Here is a 25046-nt window from a genome sequence, read left to right on the forward strand (position 1 = left end):
CGGCGGGCGGCGATCGCGCAGGCTCTGCTTCACTGTCGACCATGTCGAAGACCGCTCTCGTCACGGGTCCCACCGCCGGCATCGGCCGCTCCTTCGCCCACCAGCTCGCCGCCCAGGGCTACGACCTGGTGCTGGTCGCCCGCGACGAGGCACGGCTGGAGTCCGAGGCGACCGAGCTGCGGGCGTCGTACGGCGTCGATGTCGAGGTGCTCCCCGCGGACCTGGTCGATCGCGAGCAGCTGGCGCGGGTCGAGGCGCGGCTGGCCGCGACCGAGCGCCCCGTCGACCTCCTCGTCAACAACGCCGGGTTCGGGCTGAAGAAGCGCTTCCTCGACAACACCGTCGACGAGGAGCAGGCGATGCTCGAGGTGCTGGTGACCGCGGTGATGCGGCTCAGCCACGCCGCTCTCGGCCAGATGTCGGAGCGCGGCGCCGGCGGGGTCATCAACGTCTCCAGCGTCGCGGCGTTCCTGCCGCGCGGCAGCTACAGCGCCGCGAAGGCGTGGGTGAACTCGTTCTCGGAGTGGGCGCACCACGAGTACGCCGAGCGCGGGGTCACCGTGACCTGCCTGTGCCCCGGCTTCACGAAGACCGAGTTCCACGAGCGGATGGAGGTCTCGCGCGGGTCCGCTCCGGACTTCATGTGGCTGGATGCCGACGACCTCGTCAAGACGGCGCTCAGGGACCACGCCAAGGGCAAGGCGTTCTCGATCCCGGGCGGTCAGTACAAGGTGATCACGACCGCGGTCCGCGTGGTGCCGACCGGGCTGCTCAGGCGGTTCCAGTCGCTCGGGCGGAAGTGAGCTCGAGCAGCCGCTCGTACTCCTCCGGCGCGGTGGTGTTGCAGCCGAGGTCGTGGTCGGTCTTGCCGGAGCCGTGGTAGTCGCTCGACCCGGTGACCACCAGCCCGAGGTTGCGCGCGATCGCGCGCAGCCGGTCGCGCGTGGTCGCGTCGTGGTCCTGGTGGTCGACCTCGATGCCGCTGAGGCCGAGGTCGCGCAGCTCGGCGAACGACGCCTCGTCCGGCCGGCCCAGACCGCCCCGGCCCCAGGGGTGCGCGACCACGCTGACGCCGCCGGCCTCCGCCACCGCGACGATCGCGTCGGCCAGGGGCGCGGCGTACCGGTCGACGTGGGCGGGCCGCCCCCAGCCGAGGTAGCGGTCGAACGCCGCCGTCCGGTCGGGCACGACCCCCAGCGTCACCAGGGCGTCGGCGACGTGCGGGCGGCCTGAGGCGGCGGCCCCCGGTGCGGCCCGTCGTACGTCGTCCTCGGTGATGTCGATGCCCAGGGCACGCAGCCGCGCGACCATCGTCGGGACGCGCGCCTGCCGGCCCTCCAGCACCCGCTCCAGCTCGGTGGCCAGCGGCGGGTGGGCGGGGTCGGGCGCGTAGGCCAGCAGGTGCACCCCGCGGCCGTGGTGCCGGGTGCTGATCTCCATGCCGCGCACCAGCTCGATGCCGAGCTCGTCGGCGGCCGCGCCGGCCTCGGCCCAGCCCGCGGCCGTGTCGTGGTCGGTGATCGCGAGGACGTCGAGCCCCGCCCGCACCGCGGCCTGCACCAGCTCGGCCGGGGTGTCGGTGCCGTCGCTGGCGCGTGAGTGCGTGTGCAGGTCGATGCGCATCGGGGGCCAGCCTAGTGGGCTCACCAGCCGGGCCGATGACCCCCGAACGGCAGCTCCACCAGCTGCGGGCCTGCCGCGGAGACGTCGCGCAGGATCCAGTCGTCGCGGAAGAGCAGCAGCGCGGACGCCGGCCGCAGCACGATCCACAGCCAGCGACCGGCGGCCTCCCCGGCCAGCACCGAGCGGTCGAACTCCCCGTCGTCGCTGCTCGTCGAGATGTCCCACAGGCTCACCTGCTGGCTGCCGATCCGCACCTTCGCCGACGGCTTCCGGTCGCTGATCTCGACGCCGGGGTCGGTGTAGCGGGTCCCGGCGCACCGCGCGCCCAGCCCGATGCCGGCCTCCTCGGCGACCACCAGGACGTCCACCGGCCCGTCGAGCTCGCTGGTGCCCGACGAGCACGTCAGCGACGCCGCCGTGCGCCCCGGACCGGCGGAGACGTTGGCGAAGTCGGTGATCGCCCACCCCGGGCTCAACGGCCACGGCACGTAGGTCGGGAACGACCCCGCCGCCAGCAGGTGCTCGGCGAACGCCTCGTAGGACACCTCGTCCGCACGCCACAGGCGCGGGGTGGCTCCGTGCTCGGGGCACGACCATCCGCCCTCCGCCTCCACCACCGGCGCCGAGCACCGCACACAGCCCGCCGTCAGCGACATGCGACCACGGTGCGGATCCGAGTGCCGCCCGTCAAGGGCCTGGGACCGACAGGCAGCGAAGCGGGAGCGGCGGGCCCGGGCAGACGCTGCTTCCCGGCTTCCGGCCGGCCGACGACCTGGAGCGGAGATCTTGATCTACCAGGTGGATCAGAATCTCCGTTGAAACACGTCACGCGCCCGACCGCAGGTCGGCTCCCGGCGCGGCTCCGAGCCGCGGCTCAGAACCCGACGCGCCGGCCGGCGGAGTCGCCCCGGACGACGGCGCCCTTCTCCTGGGCCGTCGCCCTCAGGTCCGCCTGGAAGGCCGACATCCGCTCCTGCAGCTCGGGCGAGGTGGCGGCGAGGATGCGGACGGCGAGCAGCCCGGCGTTGCGGGCGCCGCCGACGGCGACGGTGGCGACGGGGACGCCGGCCGGCATCTGCACGATGGAGAGCAGGGAGTCCATGCCGTCCAGGTACTTCAGCGGCACCGGGACGCCGATGACCGGCAGCGGGGTGACCGCCGCGAGCATGCCCGGCAGGTGGGCCGCTCCCCCGGCGCCGGCGATGATCACGGAGAGGCCGCGCGAGGCCGCGGAGCGCCCGTACTCCAGCATCTCCTCCGGCATCCGGTGCGCGGAGACGACGTCGGCCTCGTGGGCGATGTCGAACTCGGCCAGCGCCTCCGCGGCCAGCTTCATCACCGGCCAGTCGGAGTCGGACCCCATCACGATGCCCACGCGGGCGGACGTCTCAGCCATGACTACTCACTCTCGTTTCCCAGGTCGCCGCGGAACCACGCGGCGGCGTGCCGCGCCCGCTCGAGGCAGTCGTCGAGGTCGTCGCCGTACACGTTGACGTGCCCGACCTTGCGGCCGGGCCGCAGCTCCTTGCCGTAGAGGTGCACGCGCAGGTGCGGGTCGCGGGCGAGTGCGTGCGGGTAGCCGTCGTAGAGCCGGCCGACGGTGGCGTCCGGGCCGCCGAGGATGTTGACCATCACCGTCCAGCGGGCCCGCGGCGCGGGCGAGCCGAGCGGCAGGTCGAGGACGGCGCGCAGGTGGTTCTCGAACTGCGAGGTGACCGCGCCGTCCTGCGTCCAGTGCCCGGTGTTGTGCGGTCGCATCGCGAGCTCGTTGACGAGGATCCGGCCGTCGGTGGTCTCGAAGAGCTCCACCGCCAGCACACCCGTGACGTCGAGCGCGCCCGCGACCCGCAGCGCGATCTCCTGCGCCTGCCCCGCGAGCTCCGGCGCGAGGTCGGGCGCCGGGGCGATCACCTCGTGGCAGATGCCGTCCTTCTGGGTCGAGGCCACGACGGGGTACGACGCGGCCTGGCCGCTCGGCGAGCGGGCGACCAGGGCGGACAGCTCGCGCCGGAAGTCGACCAGCTCCTCGGCCAGGATCCGCACCCCCGTGCCGGCCGCGGCGGCGAACGCCTCGTCGCAGTCCGCCGCGGAGCGGGCGAACCAGACGCCCTTGCCGTCGTAGCCGCCGCGCGTCGTCTTGAGCACGCACGGGAAGCCGAAGGCCTCGACGTCCGCGGTCGAGGTGACGATCGCGTTGCGCGGGCACGGCACGCCGAGCTCGGCCAGCCGGGCGCGCATGACGCCCTTGTCCTGGGCGTGCACGAGCGCCTCCGGCCCGGGACGTACGGCGACGCCGTCGGCCTCGAGCGCGTGCAGGTGCTCGGTCGGCACGTGCTCGTGGTCGAACGTCACGACCGGGCAGCCGTTGGTGACGGAGCGCAGCGCGTCCAGCGAGCGGTAGTCGCCGACCGCGTGGTCGGGGATCACCTGCGCGGCGGAGACTCCCTGGGCCTCGGCGAGCAGCCGCAGCGGGATCCCGAGCGCGGCCGCGGGCTCGGCCATCATCCGGGCGAGCTGGCCGCCGCCGATCACGGCCAGGGTCGGTGCGAGCGCGGACACGCCCGAAACTCTAGGGGGTGCCCGTCAGCCGGGAACGCGGTGGTCCTGGGTCTCGAACCGCAGGCCCTGGCCCCGGACCGTCGTGATCAGGTGCGGGTGCCGGCTGTCGTCGCCGAGCTTGCGGCGCACCCAGCCCAGGTGCACGTCGATGGTCTTCGAGGAGGTCCAGAACGTCGTGTGCCACACCTCCCGCATCAGGTCGTCGCGGCTCACGATGTCGCCCGCGTGGACCATCAGGCAGTGGACGAGGTCGAACTCCTTGCGCGACAGGACGACCTCGTCGTCCCCGCGCCAGGTCCGGCGCGCGTCGGGATCGAGTCGGATCTCCTGGACCTCGATCATCTGCCCACGGTAGGAACCCGCACCCCGTCGTGGGGAGGAAATCGCGAAAAACTGGGGCGGCTACGCCCGGCGGACGGTCACCGGCTCGACCAGGCCGAACCCGCGCACCGGGCGGGCCGGCATCGGGCGCGTCTCGAACTCGTCCTCCGGCAGGAGCGCGGCGGTGGCCGCGTCGATGATGATCCGGTTGCGGCGGGCGACCGCGGTCAACCGGGCGGCGAGGTTGACCGGCGGTCCGAAGACGTCGCCGAGCCGGGTCACGACGGAGCCGCTCGCCAGCCCCAGCCGTACGTCGGGCATCCGCGGGTCGCGGCCGACCACGTTGATGATCCCCTCGGCGATCGCGTAGGCGCGGACCGGCTCGTCGCTGACGAAGAGCACCGAGTCCCCGATGCTCTTGATGACCCGGCCGTGCTGGGAGGCGACGACGTCGGAGCACCGCGACTCGAACAGCTCGACGAGGTCCCCGATCCGGTCCTCGGTGAGCCGGTTGGAGAGCTCGGTGAAGCTGACGATGTCGGCGAAGCCCACCGTGAGCTGCACGGTGGTGACGTCCTCCTCGTTGGCCCGCAGCGCCTCGACACGCGCGACGGCCGCCGCGAGGTGGCGGCGCCACACGTAGATCAGCAGGTCCTCGAAGGAGTCCTTGAACGAGTCGATCAGCCACAGCGCCGACCCGGTGCGGCCGTCGCCGCTGTCGGGATCGGCGGCGAGCTCGTCGACCCTGTTGACCAGCGTCGAGACCTCCCAGTCGGCGAGCCGGGCCATGGTCTGCCCGACCGCCCGGGTCAGTGTCATCGCCAGGTCGAAGTCGATGACGTCGGAGCGCACGGCGCCCACCAGCGTGGACAGCGCCTCGGCGTCGGCGTCGTTGAACGCCGCCTCCAGGCCGCGCTCGGGGAAGCCGAGCGCGCGCCACAGCCGGCGGGCCTCGTCGAGCGGCACGCCGGTGCGCTCGGCGACCTCCTGCGCGTTGAACACCGGGCCCTGCCCGAGGATCGCGCGCTCCAGGTCGGCTGCGTCGTTCGGTTCAGGTTCCCTCATGTCCGCCCGAGCGGTCGTGGATGTGCTGGAGCATCTCGTTGACCCGCCGCTGGGTCTCCTCGACCCGCGGGATGTCGTGGAGCCGGATCGTGCCGTGGGTGCTCGCGTCGGAGATCAGCAGCGTCCCGCAGCCGAGCATCCGGTCGATCGGCCCGAACTCGTAGGCGATGTCGCTGATCCGCGCCAGCGGCATGTCGTGGCCGCGACGGACGATCACGCCGTTCCGCGTGATGAGCCGACGGTCGGTGAAGGTGTAGGTCGCGGTCGCCCAGATGATCACCGGCCGCAGCACGAACCAGACGATGCCGACGAGGAGCACCGCCCAGATGACCCACTTGAAGGTCCGGTTGTCGAGCGTCACCTCGCTGTAGGTGCCGACCGCCAGGAGCACGACCAGGAGGATCAGCGGCCACAGCAGGGCCTTGACGTGGGTGCGTGTGTCGATGACGACCTGCTCGCCCTCGTTGAGCAGTCTCTTGGAGATGGCCACGGGTGGATCATGTCACCGATCGACCCCTAGGTGACGGAGCGCACGTGGACGACGTCCCCCGCGCCCACAGCGGTCTCTCCCGCCGCACCGGTGACGGTGAGCCGCCCCTGCCGGTCCACGCCGGTCGCCCGGCCGAGCAGCCGGTCACCCCCCGGCAGCTCGACGCGCACGTCGCGGCCGACGGTCACGCAGCCGGCGGCGTACGACGCGGCGAGGTGGTCGCGCGCCTCCGCGCCACCCGCCTGCCAGGCGTCGTAGGCCTCGACCAGCGCCTGCAGCAGCAGCGCGAGCACCGCGGTGCGGTCCGGCTCCGCACCCGCCTCGATCGCGAGCGAGGTCGCCGACGGCACCGGGAGCTCCTCGGCGGTCAGCGAGACGTTGAGGCCGACGCCGACCACCGCGGCCGGGCCGGCGGGCGTCTCGACCCGCTCGACGAGGATGCCCGCCACCTTCCGGTCGTCGATGAGCACGTCGTTGGGCCACTTCACGCCGGCGGCGTACCCGGCGCCGCGCAGCGCCCGCGCCACCACGTGGCCGGTGAGCAGCGGCAGCCACGGCCACTCGACCGCGGGGACCGTGGGCCGCAGGACGAGGGAGAAGGTCAGCGACGAGCGCGGCGGCGCCTGCCAGGTGCGGTCCAGCCGCCCCCGGCCGGCGGTCTGGTGCTCGGCGACGACGACCGTGCCCTCGGGGGCGCCAGCGCGTGCCCGGTCGCCGGCGACGGCGTTGGTCGAGGTCGCCTCCTCCAGCACCTCGACCGTCAGGACGGGGGCCAGCGCACCCAGTCGTGCGGCGTCGAGTGATGGGCGTCTCATGTCGTCAGCGGTCACGGGCACTAGATTGGCCCACGGTCCAGACCAGAGCCAGCGAGGAGCCAGATCACCGATGAGCGCGCAGCCCGGCGAGGGAACCGACATCCCGGCGGAGATCGACGTCCACACGACGGCGGGCAAGCTCGCCGACCTCGAGCGGCGCCTCGACGAGGCCGTGCACGCCGGCTCCGCCAAGGCGGTCGAGAAGCAGCACGCCAAGGGCCGCAAGACCGCCCGCGAGCGGATCGAGCTGCTCTTCGACGAGGGGTCGTTCGTGGAGCTCGACGAGCTCGCGCGGCACCGGTCGACGGCGTTCGGCCTCGAGAAGAACCGCCCGTACGGCGACGGCGTGGTGACCGGCTACGGCACCATCGACGGCCGGCAGGTCTGCGTGTTCTCCCAGGACTTCACGGTCTTCGGCGGCTCGCTGGGCGAGGTCTACGGCGAGAAGATCACCAAGGTCATGGATCTCGCGATCAAGACCGGCTGCCCGATCATCGGCATCAACGAGGGCGCCGGTGCCCGCATCCAGGAGGGCGTGGTCTCGCTCGGCCTCTACGGCGAGATCTTCCGCCGCAACGTGCACGCCTCCGGCGTGATCCCGCAGATCTCGATGATCATGGGCTCCTGCGCCGGCGGCCACGTCTACTCCCCCGCGGTCACCGACTTCACGGTCATGGTCGACGGCACCTCCAACATGTTCATCACCGGCCCCGACGTCATCAAGACCGTCACCGGCGAGGACGTCTCCATGGAGGACCTCGGCGGCGCGCGCACGCACAACACCAAGTCCGGCAACGCCCACTACATGGGCTCGGACGAGGAGGACGCGATCGAGTACGTCAAGGCGCTGCTGTCCTACCTGCCGCAGAACAACCTCGACGAGGCCCCGACCTACGACGAGGTCGCCGACACGGACTTCTCCGACCTGGACCGGACGCTCGACACGATCATCCCGGACTCCCCGAACCAGCCCTACGACATGCACGACGTCATCAAGGCGGTCGTGGACGACGAGGAGTTCCTCGAGGTCCAGGAGCTCTTCGCGCCCAACATCGTGGTCGGATTCGGCCGCGTCGAGGGTCACCCGGTCGGCGTGGTCGCCAACCAGCCGATGCAGTTCGCCGGCACCCTCGACATCGACGCCTCGGAGAAGGCCGCCCGCTTCGTGCGGTTCTGCGACGCCTTCAACATCCCGGTGCTGACCTTCGTCGACGTGCCCGGCTTCCTGCCCGGCACGGACCAGGAGTGGAACGGCATCATCCGCCGCGGCGCGAAGCTGATCTACGCCTACGCCGAGGCGACGGTCCCCCTCGTCACGATCATCACCCGCAAGGCCTACGGCGGCGCCTACGACGTCATGGGCTCCAAGCACCTCGGCGCCGACATCAACCTGGCGTGGCCCACCGCGCAGATCGCGGTCATGGGCGCCCAGGGCGCGGCCAACATCGTGCACCGCAAGACCCTGAAGAAGGTCGAGGAGGAGGGCGGCGACGTCGAGGCCAAGCGCGCCGAGCTGATCGACGACTACGAGACCACCCTCGCCAACCCCTACATCGCGGCCGAGCGCGGCTACGTCGACGCGGTCATCTCCCCGCACGAGACCCGCGTCGAGATCGTCCGCGCGCTGCGACTGCTCCGCTCCAAGCGGGAGACGCTGCCCGCCAAGAAGCACGGGAACATCCCGCTCTGATGTCCGGCACCGAGCAGCAGCCCGTCCTGCGCATCGTCAGCGGCGACGCGACGCCCGAGGAGGTCGCCGCGATCGTCGCCGTGCTCAGCGCGGTGGGCACGGGCGCGCCGGGGCCCGCGAAGCGCCCGGCGCCGGCGTGGTCGGCACCCCACCGCGCCGTAAGGCGCGCGCTCCCGCACGGCCCGGGCGGCTGGCGGGCCAGCAGCCTGCCCCGCTGAGTCCGCCGCGCCAGGTGGTCCAGGCCGACCCCCCACGCCATACTTAGGGAGATCTTGAGGTTCTCCCGACGGGGTCCTTGAGGTCGGGTGCCGACACTGGAAGCACCTGGGAGCGCCGCATGGGGCGGGGCTCCGTGCGAGGGGAGACACTCACGGTGAACGCCAACGAGACGGGATCGGCGGCCCCGCCCTACACCGCGCCCGGCGCCGAGGCCTACGTCCGCGTCTCCGACCCCGGTCTCTCCGACTACGAGGAGCAGTACCAGCACGAGGTCGAGGACCTCCCGACCTACCGGCCCACGGTCGGCTGCATCATCCCGGCCTACAACGAGGCCGAGACGATCGCCGGGGTCCTGGACTCGCTGTTGCAGCAGACCCGACTCCCGGACGTCATCCACGTCATCATCAACAACACCACCGACGACTCCGTCGAGATCGCCAGCCACTACGCCGGCCCGCACAAGCGGATGACGCCGACCGGCGAGCAGGAGACGGTGATCTACGTCCACGACATCGGCAAGAACCCCGACAAGAAGGTCGGCGCGCTCAACTACGGCTACTCCCTGGTCGAGACGATGGACTACCTGCTCGGCGTCGACGGGGACACGACCCCCGAGCCGGACGCGCTGCAGCACCTCGTCGACGAGATCTCCAGCGACGACCGGATCGGCGGCATCTCGGCGATCTACTCGATCGACGACAGCGCCCTCGACAGTTGGACGTCGAAGTTCCTCATCGCCGGCCAGCGCGCCCAGTTCTCGGCGTTCAACATGCAGAACCTGCTCAAGGGCCGCAACATGGCCGTGCTCGGCGGGCAGTTCTCGATCTTCTCCACCCAGGCGTTGCGCGACGTGCTGCGCGACAGCCACCAGCGCACCCCCTGGGTCAACGACAGCGAGGTCGAGGACTCCCTGCTCTCGCTCCAGATCAAGAGCGCCGGCTACCTCACGAAGATCAGCGCCCGGGCGCGCGCCCACGTCGGCGGCATGACCACGCTCCGCTCGCTGGACGCCCAGCAGGTGAAGTGGAACTTCGGCGCCATCGACCTGATGTGGCCCGGCCAGCGTGGCGACACCCGCGGCCAGCCGTTCCACCCGAACCTGCGGCTGCGCTGGTTCGAGCACATGTCGATGGTCATCAACATCGTCACCCGCACGATGTTCGTGCTGCTGCTCGCCGCGTCGCTGAGCATCCACGCGTTCGTGTTCAGCCCGTGGTGGCTGATCCCGCCGATCGCCGCGGTCTGGCTGAACTTCCGCGTGGCGAGGTCGATGGAGTTCGCCAACAAGCGGGACTACCTCTTCGCGGTGCTCGTCGTGCCGGCGGAGGCCTACATGGTCATCCGGATGGGCCACTTCATCCGGGCCTGGCTGAAGTTCTTCAGCCGCCAGCAGACCGACAACTGGGCGGCGCAGGCGAAGGCGGAGCGCGGCAAGGGCGTCGCGTGGCTCTACCCGTTCCTGGCCTTCGTCTTCATCTTTGTGGTCTGCGCCGCCATCTGGGTGCAGCTCCCGCTCGGCCTCCGCTCCGACATGCTCGCCGTCTGCTGGCCGATCCTCGGGGTGATCACCGTGCTCCAGACCGCCTGGATGGTCCTCAAGGCCATGCGCCGCTACCGCGGCTTCAAGGCATGACCGCCGCCCGCCCCCACCCGCAGGAGACCCGCATGCCCAGCACCCTCGCGCGCCGCCGGACCGGCGCCGCCGCCCTCGTGGCGGTCGCCGCGCTGCTCCTCAGCGGGTGCTCGGCGATCAACGACCTGACGGGCAACGACGACCCGAGCGAGGCTGCGTCCGCCTCGCCGACGGCGACCGAGACCCCCTACGAGTCGCAGTTCACGCGCGACGGCACCTTCCAGTCGCACATCAACATCGACAACATCGACTACGTCTACACGCTCTACCCGACCAAGTCGACGCCGCGCACCAACGAGTGGTACCCGAAGGGCGAGAAGTTCTTCTCGTTCACCTTCCAGGCCTACGACCTCGACCGCGAGCTGCGTGACCCCTTCAAGACCAAGCGGAAGGTCTGGCTCCAGCGGATCCGGGTCACCTCGAAGGTCATCCTCGAGGACGGCAGCACCAACACCGAGCGTCCCTACGAGCTCGACGCGGTCGCGAAGGAGATCACCTTCGACCCCGAGCCGCTCTCCAACAGGTACGGCATGCTCATCACCTCGCCCAAGGGCGCCTTCGAGCTGCGCAACCAGGCCATCCAGCCGACGTCGGAGGACACGAGGGGCATCGACCTGATCTTCTCCTCGACCGTCTACGCGGAGGACCGGGCCGGGTCGGACCGGTACACCAAGCACGTCATCAAGCAGCGGGTGCCGATCGCGATCTTCCCGAACGACCAGCCCACCGAGGCGCAGTCGATCCCGGTGAACGCCAACTGAGCCGACCGGCTCAGACGGCCTCGGCGAGCCGGTAGCCGACGCCGCGCACGGTCTCGATGTAGCGACCGGTGCCGGCGTCGTCGCCGAGCTTGCGGCGCAGGTTGGCGATGTGGACCTCGACGGAGCGCTTGTCGGCTTCGTTGACGAAGTAGGACGTGACGTACTGCTGCCCGCGCATGGTGAGCACCAGGTCGGCCTTGCTGCGCACCCGGCGGCCGGTGCTCATCAGCGAGGCGAGCAGGTCGAACTCGGTGCGGGTCAGGTCGACGGCGGCGCCACCGACCGTGACCACCCGGGTCTCGTGGTTGAGGGCGAGGTCGTTGAACCGCATCCACCCCGTCGCCGGGTCCGCGGCGACGCCGCCGTGCTGGGCGACCGCCGGCGCCGGCGGGTGCGGCTGCTGGGCGGGCTGCTGCACCGGCGGCTGGTACGGCTCGGGCGCGGGCTGCGGGACCTGCCACCCGGGCTGCTGCACCGGCGGCTGGTAGGGCTGCGGGCTCGGCGGCGCGGGCTGCGGCGCCTGCGGAGCGGACGCGGCGACGTCGCGGGCGGCCGTGGCGGCCCAGGACTCGCCGGCGGTGCTCGGCGGGGTCTCCTCGGCGTCGCCGTCCACCCAGCCGTGCGGCGTGTCCAGCCGGGTGCGCGGGCGGCGCAGCATCGAGTCGGCGCGGGCCCGCAGCTCGCGCGGGCGGAACGGCTTCACGAGGTAGTCGTCGGCGCCGGCCTCGAAGCCCTGCACCACGTCGATCTCGTCGGCCAGCGCCGTGATCATGATCAGGTAGGTGTTGCTGAACTCGCGAAGCCGCTTGGCGACCGCGAAGCCGTCCATGCCCGGCATGTTGACGTCGAGCGTGGTGAGCAGCGGGTTGTGCTTGCGCACCGCCTCGACGCCGTCCTGGCCGTTCTCGGTGACGACCGTCCGGAAGCCGGACTGCGTCAGCACGATGTCGATGAGGTCCCGCACATCGGGGTCGTCCTCGATGATGACCGCGACCCAGTCGGACCCCTGCTCCATGTGGCGCATGCTAACAACGTGCCCAACCGGGTCCGCGCCCCGCGACTCCCCGCCGCGCCGCAGGGGTGCTCTCGGGAGCGGTCCGTCTCACCATCCAGACGCCAGACCGAGCTCCAGCGCCCGGTCCGCCCAGAACTCGCCGGCGGGCGGGCCGCCGTTGCACGTCCCGTCGCTCTCGCCGGGTGGCTTCACCCAGACGAACGCGTCCTGGTGCGCCCCGACGCCGGACGTGGTCGGCTCGGTGCCGAACGCCCGGCCCGGCGGGTTGCACCAGTCCCCGGTCGAGCCGAAGCCGTTGCGGCCCGAGTCGATCACGTAGCTGGCGCCGCCCAGCAGGCCGCTGAGCGTCTCGGCGTACTGCTGCTCGTCCTCGTCGGTCTGGAAGTTCGAGACGTTGGTCGCGAAGCCGCGGACGTCCTCGACGCCGACCTCGCGCAGCAGCGGGGCGAGGTCGGCCGGCTCGACCCAGTTGGAGTGGCCGCCGTCGACGTACGTCGTGACGCCGGCGGCTGCGAAGGTGTCGACCGCGTCGGCGATCAGGGCGACCCGCTCGGACTTGGCGTCGCACTCGAGGGCCGACGCGAGCGCGTCCGGCTCGATGACCACGGTCGCGCCCGCGGCGCTGTCGCCGGCGACGATGCCGTCGGCGATCTCCTGGACCCACGGTCCGTACTCGTCGGCGCTCAGGCCACCCTCGGAGAACCCGCCGGTGCAGTCCCGGTCGGGGATCCCGTAGACCACGAACGTCGGCACCTGGTCGTCCTCGCCGGCGTCCTTCACCACGCCCGTGACGAACGACCCGACCTCGCCGGCGGAGTGCTCCTCGGGGGTCAGCCAGATGCCTTGGGGCACCGAGGCCAGGCGGGAGAAGACCCGCTTCTGGTCCTCGGTGCCCTCGTTGTCCGCGACGCCGGCCGCCTGGCTCGTCTTCGACTGCGGGTCGGCGTAGCCGGTGCGGTCGGCGTAGGGGTTGACCGCCTGGGCGTCCGCCGGGGCGGCCGGCTCGTCCTCACCGGAGCAGGCGGTCAGGCCGCCGAGCGCGATGGTCAGCAGGACCGCCAGGGTGGCGGGCGGTCGGCGGAGCAGCACGCCGTCATCATGCCCGACGCCCGGGAGCGAAGAGGCTCGCGACCGCCGCCACGAACACCGCGCCGGCGCCGGTCAGCAGCGCCGGACCGACCGCGCCGTCGTAGCCGGTCGGGGTGAGCTCTCCCCCGTTGCCCAGGAAGACCGCGACCAGGACGGCGATGCCGAGGGCCACGCCGAACTCCCGGATGGTGGAGTTCGCCGAGCTCGCGATCGCGAAGTCGTCGTCGGGCAGTCCGTCGAGCACCATCGTCGCGGCCGGGGCGAACGTCAGCCCCATGCCGACCCCGGCCATGAGCAGCGGCACGACGAAGGAGGCGTAGTCCGAGCCGTTCTCGGTGATCACCGCGAACCACACGAGCGCCGCGGTCTGCAGTGCCAGGCCGGTGAAGAGCAGGGCCCGGTAGCCCAGCCGGCCGACCAGGGCTCCGGCGATCGGCGCGACCACCATCGGCGCCGCGGTCCACGGCAGCGTGCGGACGCCCGCCTCGAGCGGGGTGTAGCCCTGGACGACCTGAAGGTACTGCGCCAGCAGGAAGACGGCGCCGAAGATGCCGAGCGTGAACGTCAGGTAGACGATGTTGGCGACCCGGAACTTGCGGGCCGCGAAGAGCCGCAGCGGGAGCACGGCGTAGGAGCGGCCGCGGGCCCAGAGCACGTACGCCGGGAGCAGCAGCATCGCGAGGACGAGCGGGCCGAGCACGACCGGGGCGGTCCAGCCCTCGTCGTTGCCCTTCACGATCCCCCAGATGCCGAGGAAGACCGCGCCGCCGAGCAGCAGCACGCCGACCGGGTCCAGCCGCTGCCAGGCGCCACGGGACTCGGGGATGGCGACCAGGACGAGCGGGAGGGCGACCACCGCGACCGGGACGTTCAGCCAGAAGATCGCCTGCCAGCTCACGCCCTCGACGACCGCACCGCCGATGACCGGGCCGAGCGCGACGCCGAGCCCGCTGACGCCACCCCAGATCCCGATCGCGAGCGCCCGCATGGTCGGCGGCACGGACGCGGCAAGCAGCGTGAGGGAGAGCGGCATGATCGCGGCCGCGCCGAGGCCCTGGAAGGCGCGGGCGGCGATCAGCGCCTCCGAGGACGTGCTCAGCGCCGAGGCGATCGAGGCCAGCGTGAAGACGGTGATGCCGACCAGCATCATCCGCCGCCGGCCGAGCCGGTCGCCGAGCGTCGCGGCCGGGAGCATGAACGTCGCGAAGGTGAGCGTGTAGGCGTTCATGAACCAGGACAGCTGGCCCACGGTCGAGCCGAGGTCGGCCTGGATCACCGGCAGCGCGCTGGTCATCACGAGGTTGTCGAGGGTGGCCATGAACATCGGGAGCGAGGCGGCCAGGACCGCGAGCCACACCGGTGCCCGGCGGGGTCGGGGAGCGGCCGCGACGGCGTCCGCGGAGCGGGGGACATCGAGAGTGGTCATCGGGACTCCAGAAGAAGGCATCGAATGATTACTAATGTGTCGACAGTAAGTAATCGACTGATAACATGTCAACCATGAATGCCGAGAAGGTCACCCGGATGTCCGCCGACGACCGCCGCGAGCTGATCCTCCAGGCGGCCACCCGCGCCTTCGCCCGGGGCGGCTACCACGGCACCAGCACCGACGCGGTCGCCAAGGAGGCGGGCGTTTCGCAGCCGTACGTCGTGCGCATGTTCGGCACCAAGCTGGACCTCTTCCTCGCCGTGTTCGAGCGGTCGACCGACCGGATCAAGACGGCCTTCGAGGAGGTGCTCGACGCTGGGCCGTTCGACCCGGGCAGCGAGGACGACAAGGCCCGGCTGGGCGCCGCGTACACCGAGCTGCTCCGCGACCGCGACTTCCTCCAGGTGCAGATGCACGGCTTCTCCTCCGGCGGCGTGCCGGAGATCGGCGCCGCCGCGCGGCGCTGCATGGGCGAGGTCTTCGCGACCGTCCGGCGCACGGGCTGGGACGACGACCAGTGCCTCCAGTTCGTGGCCTACGGGATGCTGCTCAACGTCATGCTGTCGATGGGCGCTCCCGAGCACCTCGACCCCGGCGACCCGCTGACCGCGCTGGCCACCTGCGCCTTCGGCGACTCTCTCGAACTGCTTGAATCGAGCGCGTGACCGCGCTCGTCCTCGCCTCCGCCTCCCCCGCCCGCCTGCAGACCCTGCGCAACGCGGGCATCGAGCCGACGGTGATCGTCTCCGGCGTGGACGAGTCGCAGCTCGACGGCCTGCCGCCGGCCGAGCTCGCGCTCCAGCTCGCGGAGCTCAAGTGCGCGGCGGTCGCCGCGCAGGACGGGCTGCCGGCCGGCGCGCTGGTGCTCGGCTGCGACTCGGTGCTCGACCTCGACGGGGTCGCCCTGGGCAAGCCGGACGACCACGCGGACGCCGTACGCCGTTGGCAGCGGATGCGTGGTCGGTCCGGGGTGCTGCGCACCGGCCACTGCCTGACCGACACCACGACCGGCCGGGTGGCGGCGGCCACCGCGTCGACGACCGTCCACTTCGCCGACCTGACCGACGACGAGGTCGCGGCCTACGTCGGCACCGGCGAGCCGCTCCACGTCGCGGGCGCCTTCACCGTCGACGGGCTCGGGGGCGCGTTCGTGACCGGCATCGACGGCGACCACCACAACGTGGTCGGCGTCAGCCTGCCGCTGCTCAGGGAGCTGGTCGCGGAGCTCGGTCACTCGTGGACGGAGCTGTGGGCTCCTCGCTGAGGTCCACGGGGTCGTCCAGCGGGTCGATGTCGAGGTCGGCGAGCTCGAAGACCTGCATCGGGTGCTGCTTGAGGTCCGCCAGGTGCACCGGGCGCCGGAACACCAGCCTCCGGAAGAGGTAGAACCGCGCGACCATGCCGAGGAAGAGCCCGATCACGTTGGCCGCGATGTTGTCGGAGTAGGGGTCGTCGAGGTCGAGGACGTGCCGGCTGATCCACAGGATCGCGATCGGGATCAGCATGGTGACCAGGTTGATCGCCACGAACATCAGGCGGCCACCGTCGGCCGTGCGCGGCGGGCGGTCCTTGAACACCCAGGTCCGGCTGCCCCGGTAGCTGACCGCCATGCCGACGAGGTTGGCGATGACGAACGCCAGGTAGGGCTGTCCGGACAGCGGGGCGTCCCACCCGGTGTGGAAGCCGTGCACCAGGAAGTTGAAGAGCAGGACGGCGACGAGCGTCGCCAGGCCGCCCACGGCGAGAAAGCGGTAGGCCTCGGTCCAGACCCGCTGCCACCGTCCCGCCATGGGGAGAAGGCTAGCTGCAGCCGGCGCTCAGCCCGGCAGCGACGGTCACTCGACCGGCAGCCCCAGCCCACGCGCGATCAGCATCCGCTGCACCTCGGAGGTGCCCTCGCCGATCTCGAGCACCTTGGCGTCGCGGTAGAAGCGCGCGACGGGGTACTCCTCCATGAAGCCGTAGCCGCCGAAGACCTGGGTGGCGATCCGGGTCGCGGTGACCGCGGACTCGGTGGCGTAGAGCTTGGCGACGGCGGCGGCCTGCTTGAAGTCCTTCACCGGCGCGCCGGCATCCTTCATGGCGGCGGCCTTGTAGGTGAGCAGCCGGCTGGCGTGCAGCATCACCTCGAGGTCGGCGATCTGGAACGCGACGCCCTGCTTGCGGCCGATCGGGCCGCCGAACGTCTGCCGGTCGCCGGCGTACTCCAGGCTCATGTCGAGGCAGGCCTGGATGCAGCCGACGGCGAGCGCCGCGATCGCGACCCGCCCGTCGTCGAGGGTGGCCAGGAACTGCGCGTAGCCGCGGCCGCGCTCACCGAGCAGGTTCGCCTCCGGCACCCGCACGTCCTCGAAGGAGAGCGGGTGCGTGTCCGACGCGTGCCAGCCGAGCTTGTCGTAGGGCTTCTCGGCGGTGAAGCCGGGCGTGCCGCTCGGCACGATGATCGTGCTGATCTCGGCCTTGCCGCCCTCGCGCTCGCCGGTGCGCGCGGTGACCGTCACCAGGCTGGTGATGTCGGAGCCGGAGTTGGTGATGAACTGCTTGGCGCCGTTGACGACCCACTCGCCGTTCTCCAGGACGGCCTTCGTCCTGGTCGCGCCGGCGTCGGAGCCCGCGCCGGGCTCGGTGAGGCCGAAGCCCGCGAGCGCGTCGCCCGCGACGAGGTCGGGCAGCCAGGTCTGCCGCTGCTCGTCGGTGCCGTAGGTGAGGATCGGGTTGATGCCGAGCCCGACGGCCGCCTCGAGCGTGATGCCCATCGACTGGTCGACGCGGCCGATCTCCTCGATCGCCACGCAGAGGCTGGTGAAGTCGCCGTCCTCGCCCGCGCCGCCGAACTCCTCCGGCGCGGTCAGCCCGAACAGGCCGAGCGCACCCATCTTGCGCACGACGTCGACCGGGAAGTGGTGGTCGCGGTCCCACTGCGCCGCGTGCGGCGCGATCTCGGCCTCCGCGAACTCGCGGACGCTGCGGCGGAACTCCTCGTGCTCACGGCTCAGCTCGTACGTCATGACCCGCACCTTAACCGGTTTGGTTAGCGTTTGTTAACCAGCGGTGCGACATGTGCCACAGCCCGCGCCAGACGTGCGGGCGATACCCTGCCCCGCGGAGATCCCTTCCTTTCCCAGACCTTCCCCACGCATGGAGCAGGAGTCGCAGGTGCCGGAGTCGAAGCCGTTGCAGAAGGTCCTCATCGCGAACCGCGGCGAGATCGCGGTGCGGGTGGTCCGGGCCTGCAAGGACGCCGGGATCGGCAGCGTCGCCTTGTACGCCGAGCCCGACCGCGACGCGGTCTTCGTGCGGCTGGCCGACGAGGCGCACTCGCTCGGTGGCGCGACCCCGGCGGACTCCTACCTCGACATCGCCAAGATCATCGCGGTGGCCGAGCGGTCCGGCGCCGACTCCGTGCACCCCGGCTACGGCTTCCTCGCCGAGAACGCCGACTTCGCCCAGGCCGTGATCGACGCCGGCCTCATCTGGATCGGGCCGCCCCCGGCGGCGATCGAGGCGCTCGGCGACAAGGCCAAGGCCAAGCACATCGCCGACAGGGCCAACGCCCCGCTGGCTCCCGGCACCAAGGACCCGGTCAAGGACGCCGACGAGGTCGTCGAGTTCGCGAAGGCCAACGGCCTCCCGGTTGCGATCAAGGCCGTCTTCGGCGGCGGCGGCCGCGGCCTCAAGGTCGCCCGCACGCTCGAGGAGATCCCCGACGCCTACGAGTCGGCGGTCCGCGAGGCGGTGACGGCGTTCGGCCGTGGCGAGTGCCTCGTCGAGAAGTTCCTCGACAAGCCGCGCCACGTCGAGACCCAGTGCCTGGCCGACCAGCACGGCAACGTCGTCGTGGTCTCCACCCGCGACTGCTCGCTCCAGCGCCGCAACCAGAAGCTGGTCGAGGAGGCGCCCGCGCCGTTCCTCACCGACGAGCAGCTCGGCGAGCTCTACGAGTCCTCCAAGCGGATCCTGAAGGAGGCCGGCTACTACGGCGCCGGCACCTGCGAGTTCCTGGTCGCCCAGGACGGCACGATCTCCTTCCTCGAGGTCAACACCCGCCTCCAGGTCGAGCATTGCGTGTCCGAGGAGGTCACCGGCATCGACCTGGTCCGCGAGATGTTCCGCATCGCGGCCGGCGAGGAGCTCGGCTACGACGACCCGGAGATCCGGGGCCACTCCATCGAGTTCCGCATCAACGCCGAGGACGGCGGCCGCAACTTCATGCCGGCCCCCGGCACTCTCTCGGCCTGGAGCCCGCCGAGCGGTCCCGGCGTCCGCGTCGACGGCGGCTACGAGAACGGCCAGACCATCCCGGGCTCGTTCGACTCCCTCATCGCGAAGCTGATCGTCACCGGCCGCGACCGCACCCAGGCGCTGGAGCGCTCGCGCCGGGCACTGGACGAGTTCGTCGTCGACGGCATGCCCACGGTCATCCCGTTCCACCAGGCGGTCGTCCGCGATCCCGCCTTCATCGGCGACGGCTCGACGTTCGACGTCTACACCCAGTGGATCGAGACCGAGTTCGACAACCAGATCCAGCCCTACGCCGGCGACTCGGCCGAGGCGGCGCACGCCGAGGAGCGTCAGGCCGTCGTCGTCGAGGTCGGCGGCAAGCGCGTCGAGGTCGTCATCCCGGCGGGTCTCGGTGGGCTGTCCGCGGGCGGTGCCGCGGCGGCGAAGAAGCCCAAGCGCGCGGCGGGCAAGAAGGCCGGCGCGGCCGCCAGCGGCGATGCGGTCACCAGTCCGATGCAGGGCACGATCGTCAAGGTCGTCGTCGAGGAGGGCCAGGAGGTCGCGGACGGCGACACCGTGGTGGTCATCGAGGCGATGAAGATGGAGCAGCCGCTCAAGGCCCACAAGGCCGGCACCGTGACGGGCCTCCAGGCCGAGGTCGGTCAGACCGTCGGCAACGGTGCCGTCATCTGCGAGATCAAGGACTGAGCCCCCGCTAGCCTCGGGTCATGCCCGAGCCCCGCCTGCGCGAGCCTGCCCAGCGGGTCAGCCCCCGGGCGCGCCTGATGTGGGCCACCTCGGCCGGGATCGGAGCGCTGGCGGTCGTCGCCGCCGCCGCCGTCGTCGGCCCGGTGACCGGGTGGCTGCCGGTCCCCGCCTGGGCTGTCGGCGTGCTCGCGGCCGTTGCGGCGGCGTACGTCGTCGTGGTGCCGCTCTGGCGCTACCGCGTGCACCGTTGGGAGGTCACCGCGACCGCCGTCTACACCCAGACCGGCTGGTGGGTCCGCGAGCGCCGGATCGCCCCGATGTCGCGGATCCAGACCGTCGACCACGCCGAGGGCGCCATCGCCCGGCTGTTCCGGCTCGCGACCGTCACGGTCACCACGGCCTCGGCCGCCGGTGCGCTCGAGATCGTGGGCCTCGATCGCGACGAGGCGCTCGCGCTGGTCGACCGGCTGACGGTGCAGGCCGACACCGTCCCCGGTGACGCCACGTGACCGAGCCCGACCAAGACGAGTGGCACCGGCTCGACCCGCGGATGCTGCTGGTGCACCCGGTCCGCGAGCTGGTCCGCTTCCTGCCGGCCCTGTTCGCGATCTTCGTGGCCGGCACGGCGGCCGGACGCACGGACTGGTGGCACGGCATCGGCATCGCGATCCCCGTCGGGCTCGGCGTGCTGCGCTACTTCACGACGTACTTCCGGCTCACCGCCGAGCGGATCGAGCTGCGGCGCGGGCTCCTCAACCGGCACCTGCTCTCCACGCCGCTCGACCGGGTCCGCACCGTCGACGTGACTGCCTCGCTCACCCACCGGGTGCTGGGCCTGAGCACCGTCCGGATCGGGACCGGCACCGCCTCCACGGACGACGACGACCGCCTCGACCTCGACGGCCTGCCGGTCGACCGCGCCCGTCGGCTGCGCGCGGAGCTGCTCGGGCTCGACCACGATGCGCAGGCCGCGGGCAGCGACCGCACCGTCGTCCGCTTCGATCCCGCGTGGGTCCGCTTCGCCCCGCTCACCACCAGCGGGCTGGTGCTGGCCGCGGGTGCGCTCGGCGTCGCCGCCCAGGCGATGAACAGCGTCGGTGGGTTCGAGCGGCTCGACGCCGAGGGCCTGGCCCGCAACGCGTCTGGATGGTCGGTCTGGATCGCAGTGCCGATCGGGCTGGTCCTGCTGCTGGCCGCGGTGTCCGCGCTCGCGATCGTCGGGTACGTCGTGACCAACTGGGGCTTCACCCTCTCCCACACCGGGCCGGCAGGCCGGGGCGCCTGGCACCTGCGCCGCGGCCTGCTCACCACCCGCGAGACGACCGTCGACGACGAGCGGGTCAGCGGGGTCAGCGTCGCGGAGCCGCTCGGGCTCCGGCTCGCCCGCGGCGCGCGGGTCTCCGCGATCGTGACCGGGCTGGACCGCAGCGACTCGGGCAGCTCCCTGCTGGCGCCGCCGTGCCCGCGGGCCGTCGTCCACGCCGTCGCGCTCGAGGTCCTCGGCACCGACGCCCCCCTCAGCGGGCCCTTGACGGCGCACGGGCCGCGCGCCGTACGCCGCCGCTACGTCCGTGCCGTCGGTCCGGCACTGGTGGTCGTCGCCGCCGCCGGTGCCCTGGTCGCCGTCGGCGACGTCTCGCGGTGGTGGCTGGCCGTCGCCCTGGTCGTGCCCGCCGCGCTCCTGCTCGCCCGGGACCGGGCGAGCGCGCTCGGGCACGCACTGACCGCCGGCCACGTGGTGGCCCGCTCCGGCAGCCTGGACCGGCGCCGGGAGGCCCTCGCGGTGCCGGGCGTCATCGGGTGGAACCTGCGCGCCACGTGGTTCCAGCGCCGCGCCGGGCTCACGACGCTGGTCGCGACCACGGCCGGCGGACGGCAGTCCGTGACCGTGCTCGACGTGCCCGACGAGGCAGCGGTGGCGGTCGCCCACGCCGCGCACGCCGACCTGGTCGGGCAGTTCCTCGTCTCGCCGGAGACCTCCACCACAGCAGGCTGAGCCAGCGACTTATACGGTGAGCGCCATGTTCTCCAAGGTGCTGGTGGCAAACCGTGGCGAGATCGCGATCCGCGCGTTCCGGGCGGCGTACGAGCTGGGCGCCCGCACGGTCGCCGTCTTCCCGCACGAGGACCGTTGGTCCGAGCACCGCCTGAAGGCCGACGAGGCCTACGAGATCGGCGAGCGCGGCCACCCGGTGCGGGCCTACCTCGACCCGGAGGCCATCGTCGCCGTCGCCCTGCGGGCCGGCGCGGACGCCGTCTACCCCGGCTACGGCTTCCTCTCGGAGAATCCGGCGCTGGCCGAGGCGTGCGCCAACGCGGGCATCACGTTCATCGGACCGACCTCCGACGTGCTGGAGCTGACCGGCAACAAGGCCCGCGCGATCGCCGCGGCCAAGGCCGCCGGCGTGCCGACGCTGGCGAGCGTGGCGCCGTCCACCGACGTCGACGCGCTGGTCGACGCGTCCGCCGAGCTGCCGTACCCGCTGTTCGTGAAGGCCGTCGCCGGCGGCGGTGGGCGCGGCATGCGCCGCGTCGACGAGCCCGCGCTGCTGCGCGAGGCGGTCGAGACCTGCATGCGCGAGGCCGAGGGTGCCTTCGGGGACCCGACGGTCTTCATCGAGCAGGCCGTGGTCGACCCGCGCCACATCGAGGTGCAGATCCTCGCCGACGGCGCGGGCAACGTCATCCATCTCTTCGAGCGCGACTGCTCGGTCCAGCGCCGGCACCAGAAGGTCGTCGAGATCGCGCCCGCCCCGAACCTCGACCCCGAGCTGCGGGACCGGATCTGCGCCGACGCCGTGCGCTTCGCGAAGGAGATCGGCTACCGCAACGCCGGCACGGTCGAGTTCCTGCTCGACCCGCACGGCAACTACGTCTTCATCGAGATGAACCCCCGCATCCAGGTCGAGCACACCGTGACCGAGGAGGTCACCGACGTCGACCTGGTCCAGTCCCAGATGCGGATCGCCTCCGGCGAGACCCTCGCGGACCTCGGGCTCTCCCAGGACGGCGTGCGGCTGCGCGGTGCCGCGCTCCAGTGCCGGATCACCACCGAGGACCCGGCCAACAACTTCCGCCCGGACACCGGCGTGATCACGACCTACCGCTCCCCCGGCGGCCCGGGCGTGCGCGTCGACGGCGGCACGACGTACACCGGCGCGGAGGTGTCCGCGCACTTCGACTCGATGCTCGCGAAGCTGACCTGCCGTGGCCGGACCTTCGACAAGGCGGTCGAGAAGGCGCAGCGCGCGGTCGCGGAGTTCCGCATCCGCGGCGTCTCCACCAACATCCCGTTCCTGCAGGCGGTGCTCGCCGACCCCGACTTCGCCGGCGGCCGGGTCACCACCTCGTTCATCGAGACGCACCCGCAGCTGCTGCAGGCCCGCGGCTCGGGCGACCGCGGCAGCAAGCTGATCACCTACCTCGCCGACGTCACGGTCAACCAGCCCTACGGCCCCGCGCCGGTCAGCATCGACCCGACGAGCAAGCTCCCGGCCGTCGCGCTGGACGTGCCGCCACCGGACGGCAGTCGGCAGCTGCTGCTCTCGGTCGGCCCCGAGGAGTTCGCGCGCCGGCTGCGCGCCCAGCGCGACGTGGCGGTCACCGACACGACGTTCCGCGACGCGCACCAGTCGCTGCTGGCGACCCGGGTCCGCACCCGCGACCTGCTGGCCGTCGCCGGCCACGTCGCCCGCACCACACCCGAGCTGTGGTCGCTCGAGTGCTGGGGCGGCGCGACGTACGACGTGGCTCTGCGGTTCCTCTCCGAGGACCCCTGGGAGCGGCTCGCCGCGCTGCGCCAGGCGGTGCCCAACATCTGCCTCCAGATGCTGCTGCGCGGCCGCAACACGGTCGGCTACACGCCGTACCCGACCGACGTGACCGTCGCCTTCGTCGAGGAGGCGGCCGCCACCGGCATCGACGTCTTCCGGGTCTTCGACGCCCTCAACGACGTCGAGCAGATGCGCCCGGCGATCGAGGCGGTGCGGTCCACCGGCACCGCCGTCGCCGAGGTGGCGCTCTGCTACACCGGCGACCTGTCGGACCCCGGGGAGCGGCTCTACACGCTCGACTACTACCTGCGCATGGCCCACCGGATCGTCGAGGCCGGCGCGCACGTGCTCGCGATCAAGGACATGGCCGGGCTGCTCCGGGCGCCCGCCGCACGCACGCTGGTGACCGCGCTGCGGGAGCGCTTCGACCTGCCGGTCCACCTGCACACCCACGACACCACCGGCGGCCAGCTCGCCACCCTGATGGCGGCGATCGACGCCGGGGTGGACGCCGTCGACGCGGCCACCTCGTCGATGGCCGGCACGACGTCGCAGCCACCGCTGTCGGCCCTGGTCTCGGCGACCGACCACAGCGACCGCGAGACCGGGCTGTCGCTGGCGGCGGTCAACGCCCTCGAGCCCTACTGGGAGGCGACCCGCCGGGTCTACGCACCCTTCGAGTCCGGGCTGCCCGCACCGACCGGCCGCGTCTACCGCCACGAGATCCCCGGCGGCCAGCTCTCCAACCTGCGCCAGCAGGCGATCGCGCTGGGCCTCGGCGAGAAGTTCGAGCAGATCGAGGACATGTACGCCGCGGCCAACGACATCCTCGGCAACATCCCCAAGGTCACGCCGTCGTCGAAGGTGATCGGCGACCTCGCCCTGCACCTGGTGGCCGTCGGGGCGGACCCGACCGAGTTCGCCGACAACCCCGGCCGGTTCGACATCCCCGACTCGGTGATCGGCTTCCTCAACGGCGAGCTCGGCGACCCGCCGGGCGGCTGGCCCGAGCCGTTCCGCACCAAGGCGCTCGAGGGCCGCACCCACAAGCCGCCGATGGAGTCGCTGACCGCCGAGCAGCAGGAGGGCCTGAACGGCGAGAGCGCCACCCGCCGCCGGACGCTCAACGAGCTGCTCTTCCCCGGCCCGACGCGCGAGTTCTCCGAGTCGCGGGCGACGTACGGCGACCTCTCGGTGCTGCCCACGCGGGAGTACCTCTACGGGTTGCGGCAGGGCGAGGAGCACGCGGTCGAGCTCGAGGAGGGCAAGACCCTGATCCTCGGCCTCCAGGCGATCAGCGACGCCGACGAGCGCGGCATCCGCACGGTCCTGGCCACGATCAACGGCCAGCTGCGCCCGATCAACGTGCGCGACCGCAGCATCGCCGCCGACGTCGCCGCCGCGGAGAAGGCCGACACCAGCCAGCCGGGCCACGTCGCCGCGCCGTTCCAGGGCGTCGTCACGGTCGTGGTCGAGAAGGGTGACGAGGTCGAGGCCGGTCAGACGGTCGCGACGATCGAGGCGATGAAGATGGAGGCCTCGATCACGGCCCCGGCGGCCGGCACGGTCGAGCGGATCGCCCTCTCCGGCACCCAGGCCGTCGACGGCGGCGACCTGGTGCTGGTGCTCAGCTAG

At 72.1% G+C, this 25046-nt stretch carries 24 protein-coding genes; 11 read left to right on the plus strand and 13 right to left on the minus strand.

Going from position 1 to position 25046, the window contains the following annotated elements; translation table 11 throughout:
* The first annotated feature begins 41 nt into the window (after window positions 1-41).
* Window positions 42-803: an SDR family NAD(P)-dependent oxidoreductase gene (locus HZF07_RS09350; RefSeq protein ID WP_157341136.1), complete on the plus strand. Its 762-nt coding sequence runs from the start codon at window positions 42-44 to the stop codon at window positions 801-803.
* On the opposite strand, the gene HZF07_RS09355 is transcribed toward HZF07_RS09350, so the two are convergent.
* The 8 genes from HZF07_RS09355 to HZF07_RS09390 all read right to left on the minus strand — a co-directional run bounded on the left by HZF07_RS09355 (window position 772) and on the right by HZF07_RS09390 (window position 6873).
* On the minus strand, window positions 772-1623 hold the full coding sequence (locus HZF07_RS09355; RefSeq protein WP_157341138.1) for a PHP domain-containing protein: 852 nt from the start codon (window positions 1621-1623) through the stop codon (window positions 772-774). The genes HZF07_RS09350 and HZF07_RS09355 overlap by 32 nt on opposite strands.
* Before the next feature lie 20 nt (window positions 1624-1643).
* Window positions 1644-2279 carry a DUF6758 family protein gene (locus HZF07_RS09360; protein ID WP_157341140.1) on the minus strand — a complete coding sequence of 212 codons (636 nt, stop codon included), beginning with the start codon at window positions 2277-2279 and terminating at the stop codon, window positions 1644-1646.
* A 218-nt stretch (window positions 2280-2497) separates the two neighbouring features.
* Entirely contained in the window at window positions 2498-3019 is a 522-nt protein-coding gene (gene purE / locus HZF07_RS09365) for a 5-(carboxyamino)imidazole ribonucleotide mutase (RefSeq protein WP_157341142.1), read from the minus strand.
* Between the two features lie 2 nt (window positions 3020-3021).
* A complete protein-coding gene (locus tag HZF07_RS09370) occupies window positions 3022-4128 on the minus strand; it encodes a 5-(carboxyamino)imidazole ribonucleotide synthase (RefSeq protein ID WP_232523226.1) in 1107 nt (368 codons plus the stop codon).
* Window positions 4129-4206: 78 nt separating this feature from the next.
* Window positions 4207-4524: a winged helix-turn-helix domain-containing protein gene (locus tag HZF07_RS09375; protein ID WP_157341144.1), complete on the minus strand. Its 318-nt coding sequence runs from the start codon at window positions 4522-4524 to the stop codon at window positions 4207-4209.
* A 60-nt stretch (window positions 4525-4584) separates the two neighbouring features.
* A complete protein-coding gene (locus HZF07_RS09380; protein ID WP_157341146.1) occupies window positions 4585-5568 on the minus strand; it encodes an adenylate/guanylate cyclase domain-containing protein in 984 nt (327 codons plus the stop codon).
* On the minus strand, window positions 5555-6058 hold the full coding sequence (locus HZF07_RS09385) for a PH domain-containing protein (RefSeq protein ID WP_181644985.1): 504 nt from the start codon (window positions 6056-6058) through the stop codon (window positions 5555-5557). Before HZF07_RS09385 ends, HZF07_RS09380 begins: the two co-directional genes overlap by 14 nt.
* 26 nt (window positions 6059-6084) lie before the next feature.
* Window positions 6085-6873, minus strand: coding sequence for a biotin--[acetyl-CoA-carboxylase] ligase (locus HZF07_RS09390; protein ID WP_157341148.1), 789 nt, complete (start codon window positions 6871-6873; stop codon window positions 6085-6087).
* A 70-nt stretch (window positions 6874-6943) separates the two neighbouring features.
* Here HZF07_RS09390 and HZF07_RS09395 point away from each other — a divergent pair, with 70 nt between their 5' ends.
* The 4 genes from HZF07_RS09395 to HZF07_RS09410 all read left to right on the plus strand — a co-directional run bounded on the left by HZF07_RS09395 (window position 6944) and on the right by HZF07_RS09410 (window position 11176).
* Complete coding sequence (locus tag HZF07_RS09395) at window positions 6944-8563, plus strand: acyl-CoA carboxylase subunit beta (RefSeq protein ID WP_157341150.1); 1620 nt, start codon at window positions 6944-6946, stop codon at window positions 8561-8563.
* The gene (locus HZF07_RS09400; protein ID WP_157341152.1) at window positions 8563-8781 is read left to right on the plus strand and encodes an acyl-CoA carboxylase subunit epsilon; all 219 of its coding nucleotides are present in this window, start codon (window positions 8563-8565) and stop codon (window positions 8779-8781) included. Before HZF07_RS09395 ends, HZF07_RS09400 begins: the two co-directional genes overlap by 1 nt.
* 155 nt (window positions 8782-8936) lie before the next feature.
* Window positions 8937-10415: a glycosyltransferase family 2 protein gene (locus HZF07_RS09405; protein ID WP_309504676.1), complete on the plus strand. Its 1479-nt coding sequence runs from the start codon at window positions 8937-8939 to the stop codon at window positions 10413-10415.
* Between the two features lie 32 nt (window positions 10416-10447).
* A complete protein-coding gene (locus tag HZF07_RS09410; protein WP_157341156.1) occupies window positions 10448-11176 on the plus strand; it encodes a hypothetical protein in 729 nt (242 codons plus the stop codon).
* 10 nt (window positions 11177-11186) lie between these two features.
* On the opposite strand, the gene HZF07_RS09415 is transcribed toward HZF07_RS09410, so the two are convergent.
* From HZF07_RS09415 to HZF07_RS09425, 3 genes are all read right to left on the minus strand, one after another.
* Window positions 11187-12191: a response regulator transcription factor gene (locus HZF07_RS09415; RefSeq protein ID WP_157341158.1), complete on the minus strand. Its 1005-nt coding sequence runs from the start codon at window positions 12189-12191 to the stop codon at window positions 11187-11189.
* Between the two features lie 87 nt (window positions 12192-12278).
* A complete protein-coding gene (locus HZF07_RS09420) occupies window positions 12279-13280 on the minus strand; it encodes a glycoside hydrolase family 6 protein (RefSeq protein ID WP_157341160.1) in 1002 nt (333 codons plus the stop codon).
* A gap of 7 nt (window positions 13281-13287) precedes the next feature.
* Entirely contained in the window at window positions 13288-14706 is a 1419-nt protein-coding gene (locus tag HZF07_RS09425) for a DHA2 family efflux MFS transporter permease subunit (RefSeq protein WP_157341162.1), read from the minus strand.
* A 74-nt stretch (window positions 14707-14780) separates the two neighbouring features.
* Here HZF07_RS09425 and HZF07_RS09430 point away from each other — a divergent pair, with 74 nt between their 5' ends.
* Together HZF07_RS09430 and HZF07_RS09435 are read left to right on the plus strand one after the other, a co-directional pair.
* Window positions 14781-15374: a TetR/AcrR family transcriptional regulator gene (locus HZF07_RS09430; RefSeq protein WP_157341164.1), complete on the plus strand. Its 594-nt coding sequence runs from the start codon at window positions 14781-14783 to the stop codon at window positions 15372-15374.
* Window positions 15371-15973: a Maf family protein gene (locus tag HZF07_RS09435; protein WP_181644986.1), complete on the plus strand. Its 603-nt coding sequence runs from the start codon at window positions 15371-15373 to the stop codon at window positions 15971-15973. The genes HZF07_RS09430 and HZF07_RS09435 overlap by 4 nt, the downstream gene beginning before the upstream one ends.
* Here HZF07_RS09435 and HZF07_RS09440 read toward each other — a convergent pair.
* Both HZF07_RS09440 and HZF07_RS09445 read right to left on the minus strand, forming a co-directional pair.
* On the minus strand, window positions 15915-16499 hold the full coding sequence (locus tag HZF07_RS09440) for a GtrA family protein (protein WP_157341166.1): 585 nt from the start codon (window positions 16497-16499) through the stop codon (window positions 15915-15917). The genes HZF07_RS09435 and HZF07_RS09440 overlap by 59 nt on opposite strands.
* 45 nt (window positions 16500-16544) lie before the next feature.
* Window positions 16545-17717 (minus strand): acyl-CoA dehydrogenase family protein, encoded by a 1173-nt coding sequence (locus HZF07_RS09445; protein ID WP_157341168.1) that lies wholly within the window; start codon window positions 17715-17717, stop codon window positions 16545-16547.
* 130 nt (window positions 17718-17847) lie between these two features.
* Here HZF07_RS09445 and HZF07_RS09450 point away from each other — a divergent pair, with 130 nt between their 5' ends.
* Genes HZF07_RS09450 through HZF07_RS09465 form a run of 4 tightly spaced genes read left to right on the plus strand, consistent with a single transcriptional unit; the run spans window position 17848 to window position 25046 of the window.
* Window positions 17848-19638, plus strand: coding sequence for an acetyl/propionyl/methylcrotonyl-CoA carboxylase subunit alpha (locus tag HZF07_RS09450; RefSeq protein WP_157341170.1), 1791 nt, complete (start codon window positions 17848-17850; stop codon window positions 19636-19638).
* A gap of 20 nt (window positions 19639-19658) precedes the next feature.
* On the plus strand, window positions 19659-20147 hold the full coding sequence (locus HZF07_RS09455; RefSeq protein ID WP_157341172.1) for a PH domain-containing protein: 489 nt from the start codon (window positions 19659-19661) through the stop codon (window positions 20145-20147).
* On the plus strand, window positions 20144-21634 hold the full coding sequence (locus HZF07_RS09460; protein WP_157341174.1) for a PH domain-containing protein: 1491 nt from the start codon (window positions 20144-20146) through the stop codon (window positions 21632-21634). The genes HZF07_RS09455 and HZF07_RS09460 overlap by 4 nt, the downstream gene beginning before the upstream one ends.
* Window positions 21635-21659: 25 nt before the next feature.
* Window positions 21660-25046 (plus strand): pyruvate carboxylase, encoded by a 3387-nt coding sequence (locus tag HZF07_RS09465; protein ID WP_157341176.1) that lies wholly within the window; start codon window positions 21660-21662, stop codon window positions 25044-25046.

It is taken from the genome of Nocardioides agri, assembly GCF_013778305.1.
In the GTDB taxonomy this organism is placed as follows: domain Bacteria; phylum Actinomycetota; class Actinomycetes; order Propionibacteriales; family Nocardioidaceae; genus Nocardioides; species Nocardioides agri.

Coding starts and splice junctions, on each gene's coding strand:
- HZF07_RS09350 (WP_157341136.1), top strand. CDS start 42: ATGTCGAAGACCGCTCTCGTCACGGGTCCCACCGCCGGCATCGGCCGC.
- HZF07_RS09400 (WP_157341152.1), top strand. CDS start 8,563: ATGTCCGGCACCGAGCAGCAGCCCGTCCTGCGCATCGTCAGCGGCGAC.
- HZF07_RS09445 (WP_157341168.1), bottom strand. CDS start 17,717: ATGACGTACGAGCTGAGCCGTGAGCACGAGGAGTTCCGCCGCAGCGTC.
- HZF07_RS09430 (WP_157341164.1), top strand. CDS start 14,781: ATGAATGCCGAGAAGGTCACCCGGATGTCCGCCGACGACCGCCGCGAG.
- HZF07_RS09395 (WP_157341150.1), top strand. CDS start 6,944: ATGAGCGCGCAGCCCGGCGAGGGAACCGACATCCCGGCGGAGATCGAC.
- HZF07_RS09415 (WP_157341158.1), bottom strand. CDS start 12,191: ATGGAGCAGGGGTCCGACTGGGTCGCGGTCATCATCGAGGACGACCCC.
- HZF07_RS09360 (WP_157341140.1), bottom strand. CDS start 2,279: ATGTCGCTGACGGCGGGCTGTGTGCGGTGCTCGGCGCCGGTGGTGGAG.
- HZF07_RS09440 (WP_157341166.1), bottom strand. CDS start 16,499: ATGGCGGGACGGTGGCAGCGGGTCTGGACCGAGGCCTACCGCTTTCTC.
- HZF07_RS09375 (WP_157341144.1), bottom strand. CDS start 4,524: ATGATCGAGGTCCAGGAGATCCGACTCGATCCCGACGCGCGCCGGACC.
- HZF07_RS09370 (WP_232523226.1), bottom strand. CDS start 4,128: ATGATGGCCGAGCCCGCGGCCGCGCTCGGGATCCCGCTGCGGCTGCTC.
- HZF07_RS09425 (WP_157341162.1), bottom strand. CDS start 14,706: ATGACCACTCTCGATGTCCCCCGCTCCGCGGACGCCGTCGCGGCCGCT.
- HZF07_RS09355 (WP_157341138.1), bottom strand. CDS start 1,623: ATGCGCATCGACCTGCACACGCACTCACGCGCCAGCGACGGCACCGAC.
- purE (WP_157341142.1), bottom strand. CDS start 3,019: ATGGCTGAGACGTCCGCCCGCGTGGGCATCGTGATGGGGTCCGACTCC.
- HZF07_RS09390 (WP_157341148.1), bottom strand. CDS start 6,873: ATGAGACGCCCATCACTCGACGCCGCACGACTGGGTGCGCTGGCCCCC.
- HZF07_RS09455 (WP_157341172.1), top strand. CDS start 19,659: ATGCCCGAGCCCCGCCTGCGCGAGCCTGCCCAGCGGGTCAGCCCCCGG.
- HZF07_RS09450 (WP_157341170.1), top strand. CDS start 17,848: ATGGAGCAGGAGTCGCAGGTGCCGGAGTCGAAGCCGTTGCAGAAGGTC.
- HZF07_RS09410 (WP_157341156.1), top strand. CDS start 10,448: ATGCCCAGCACCCTCGCGCGCCGCCGGACCGGCGCCGCCGCCCTCGTG.
- HZF07_RS09380 (WP_157341146.1), bottom strand. CDS start 5,568: ATGAGGGAACCTGAACCGAACGACGCAGCCGACCTGGAGCGCGCGATC.
- HZF07_RS09465 (WP_157341176.1), top strand. CDS start 21,660: ATGTTCTCCAAGGTGCTGGTGGCAAACCGTGGCGAGATCGCGATCCGC.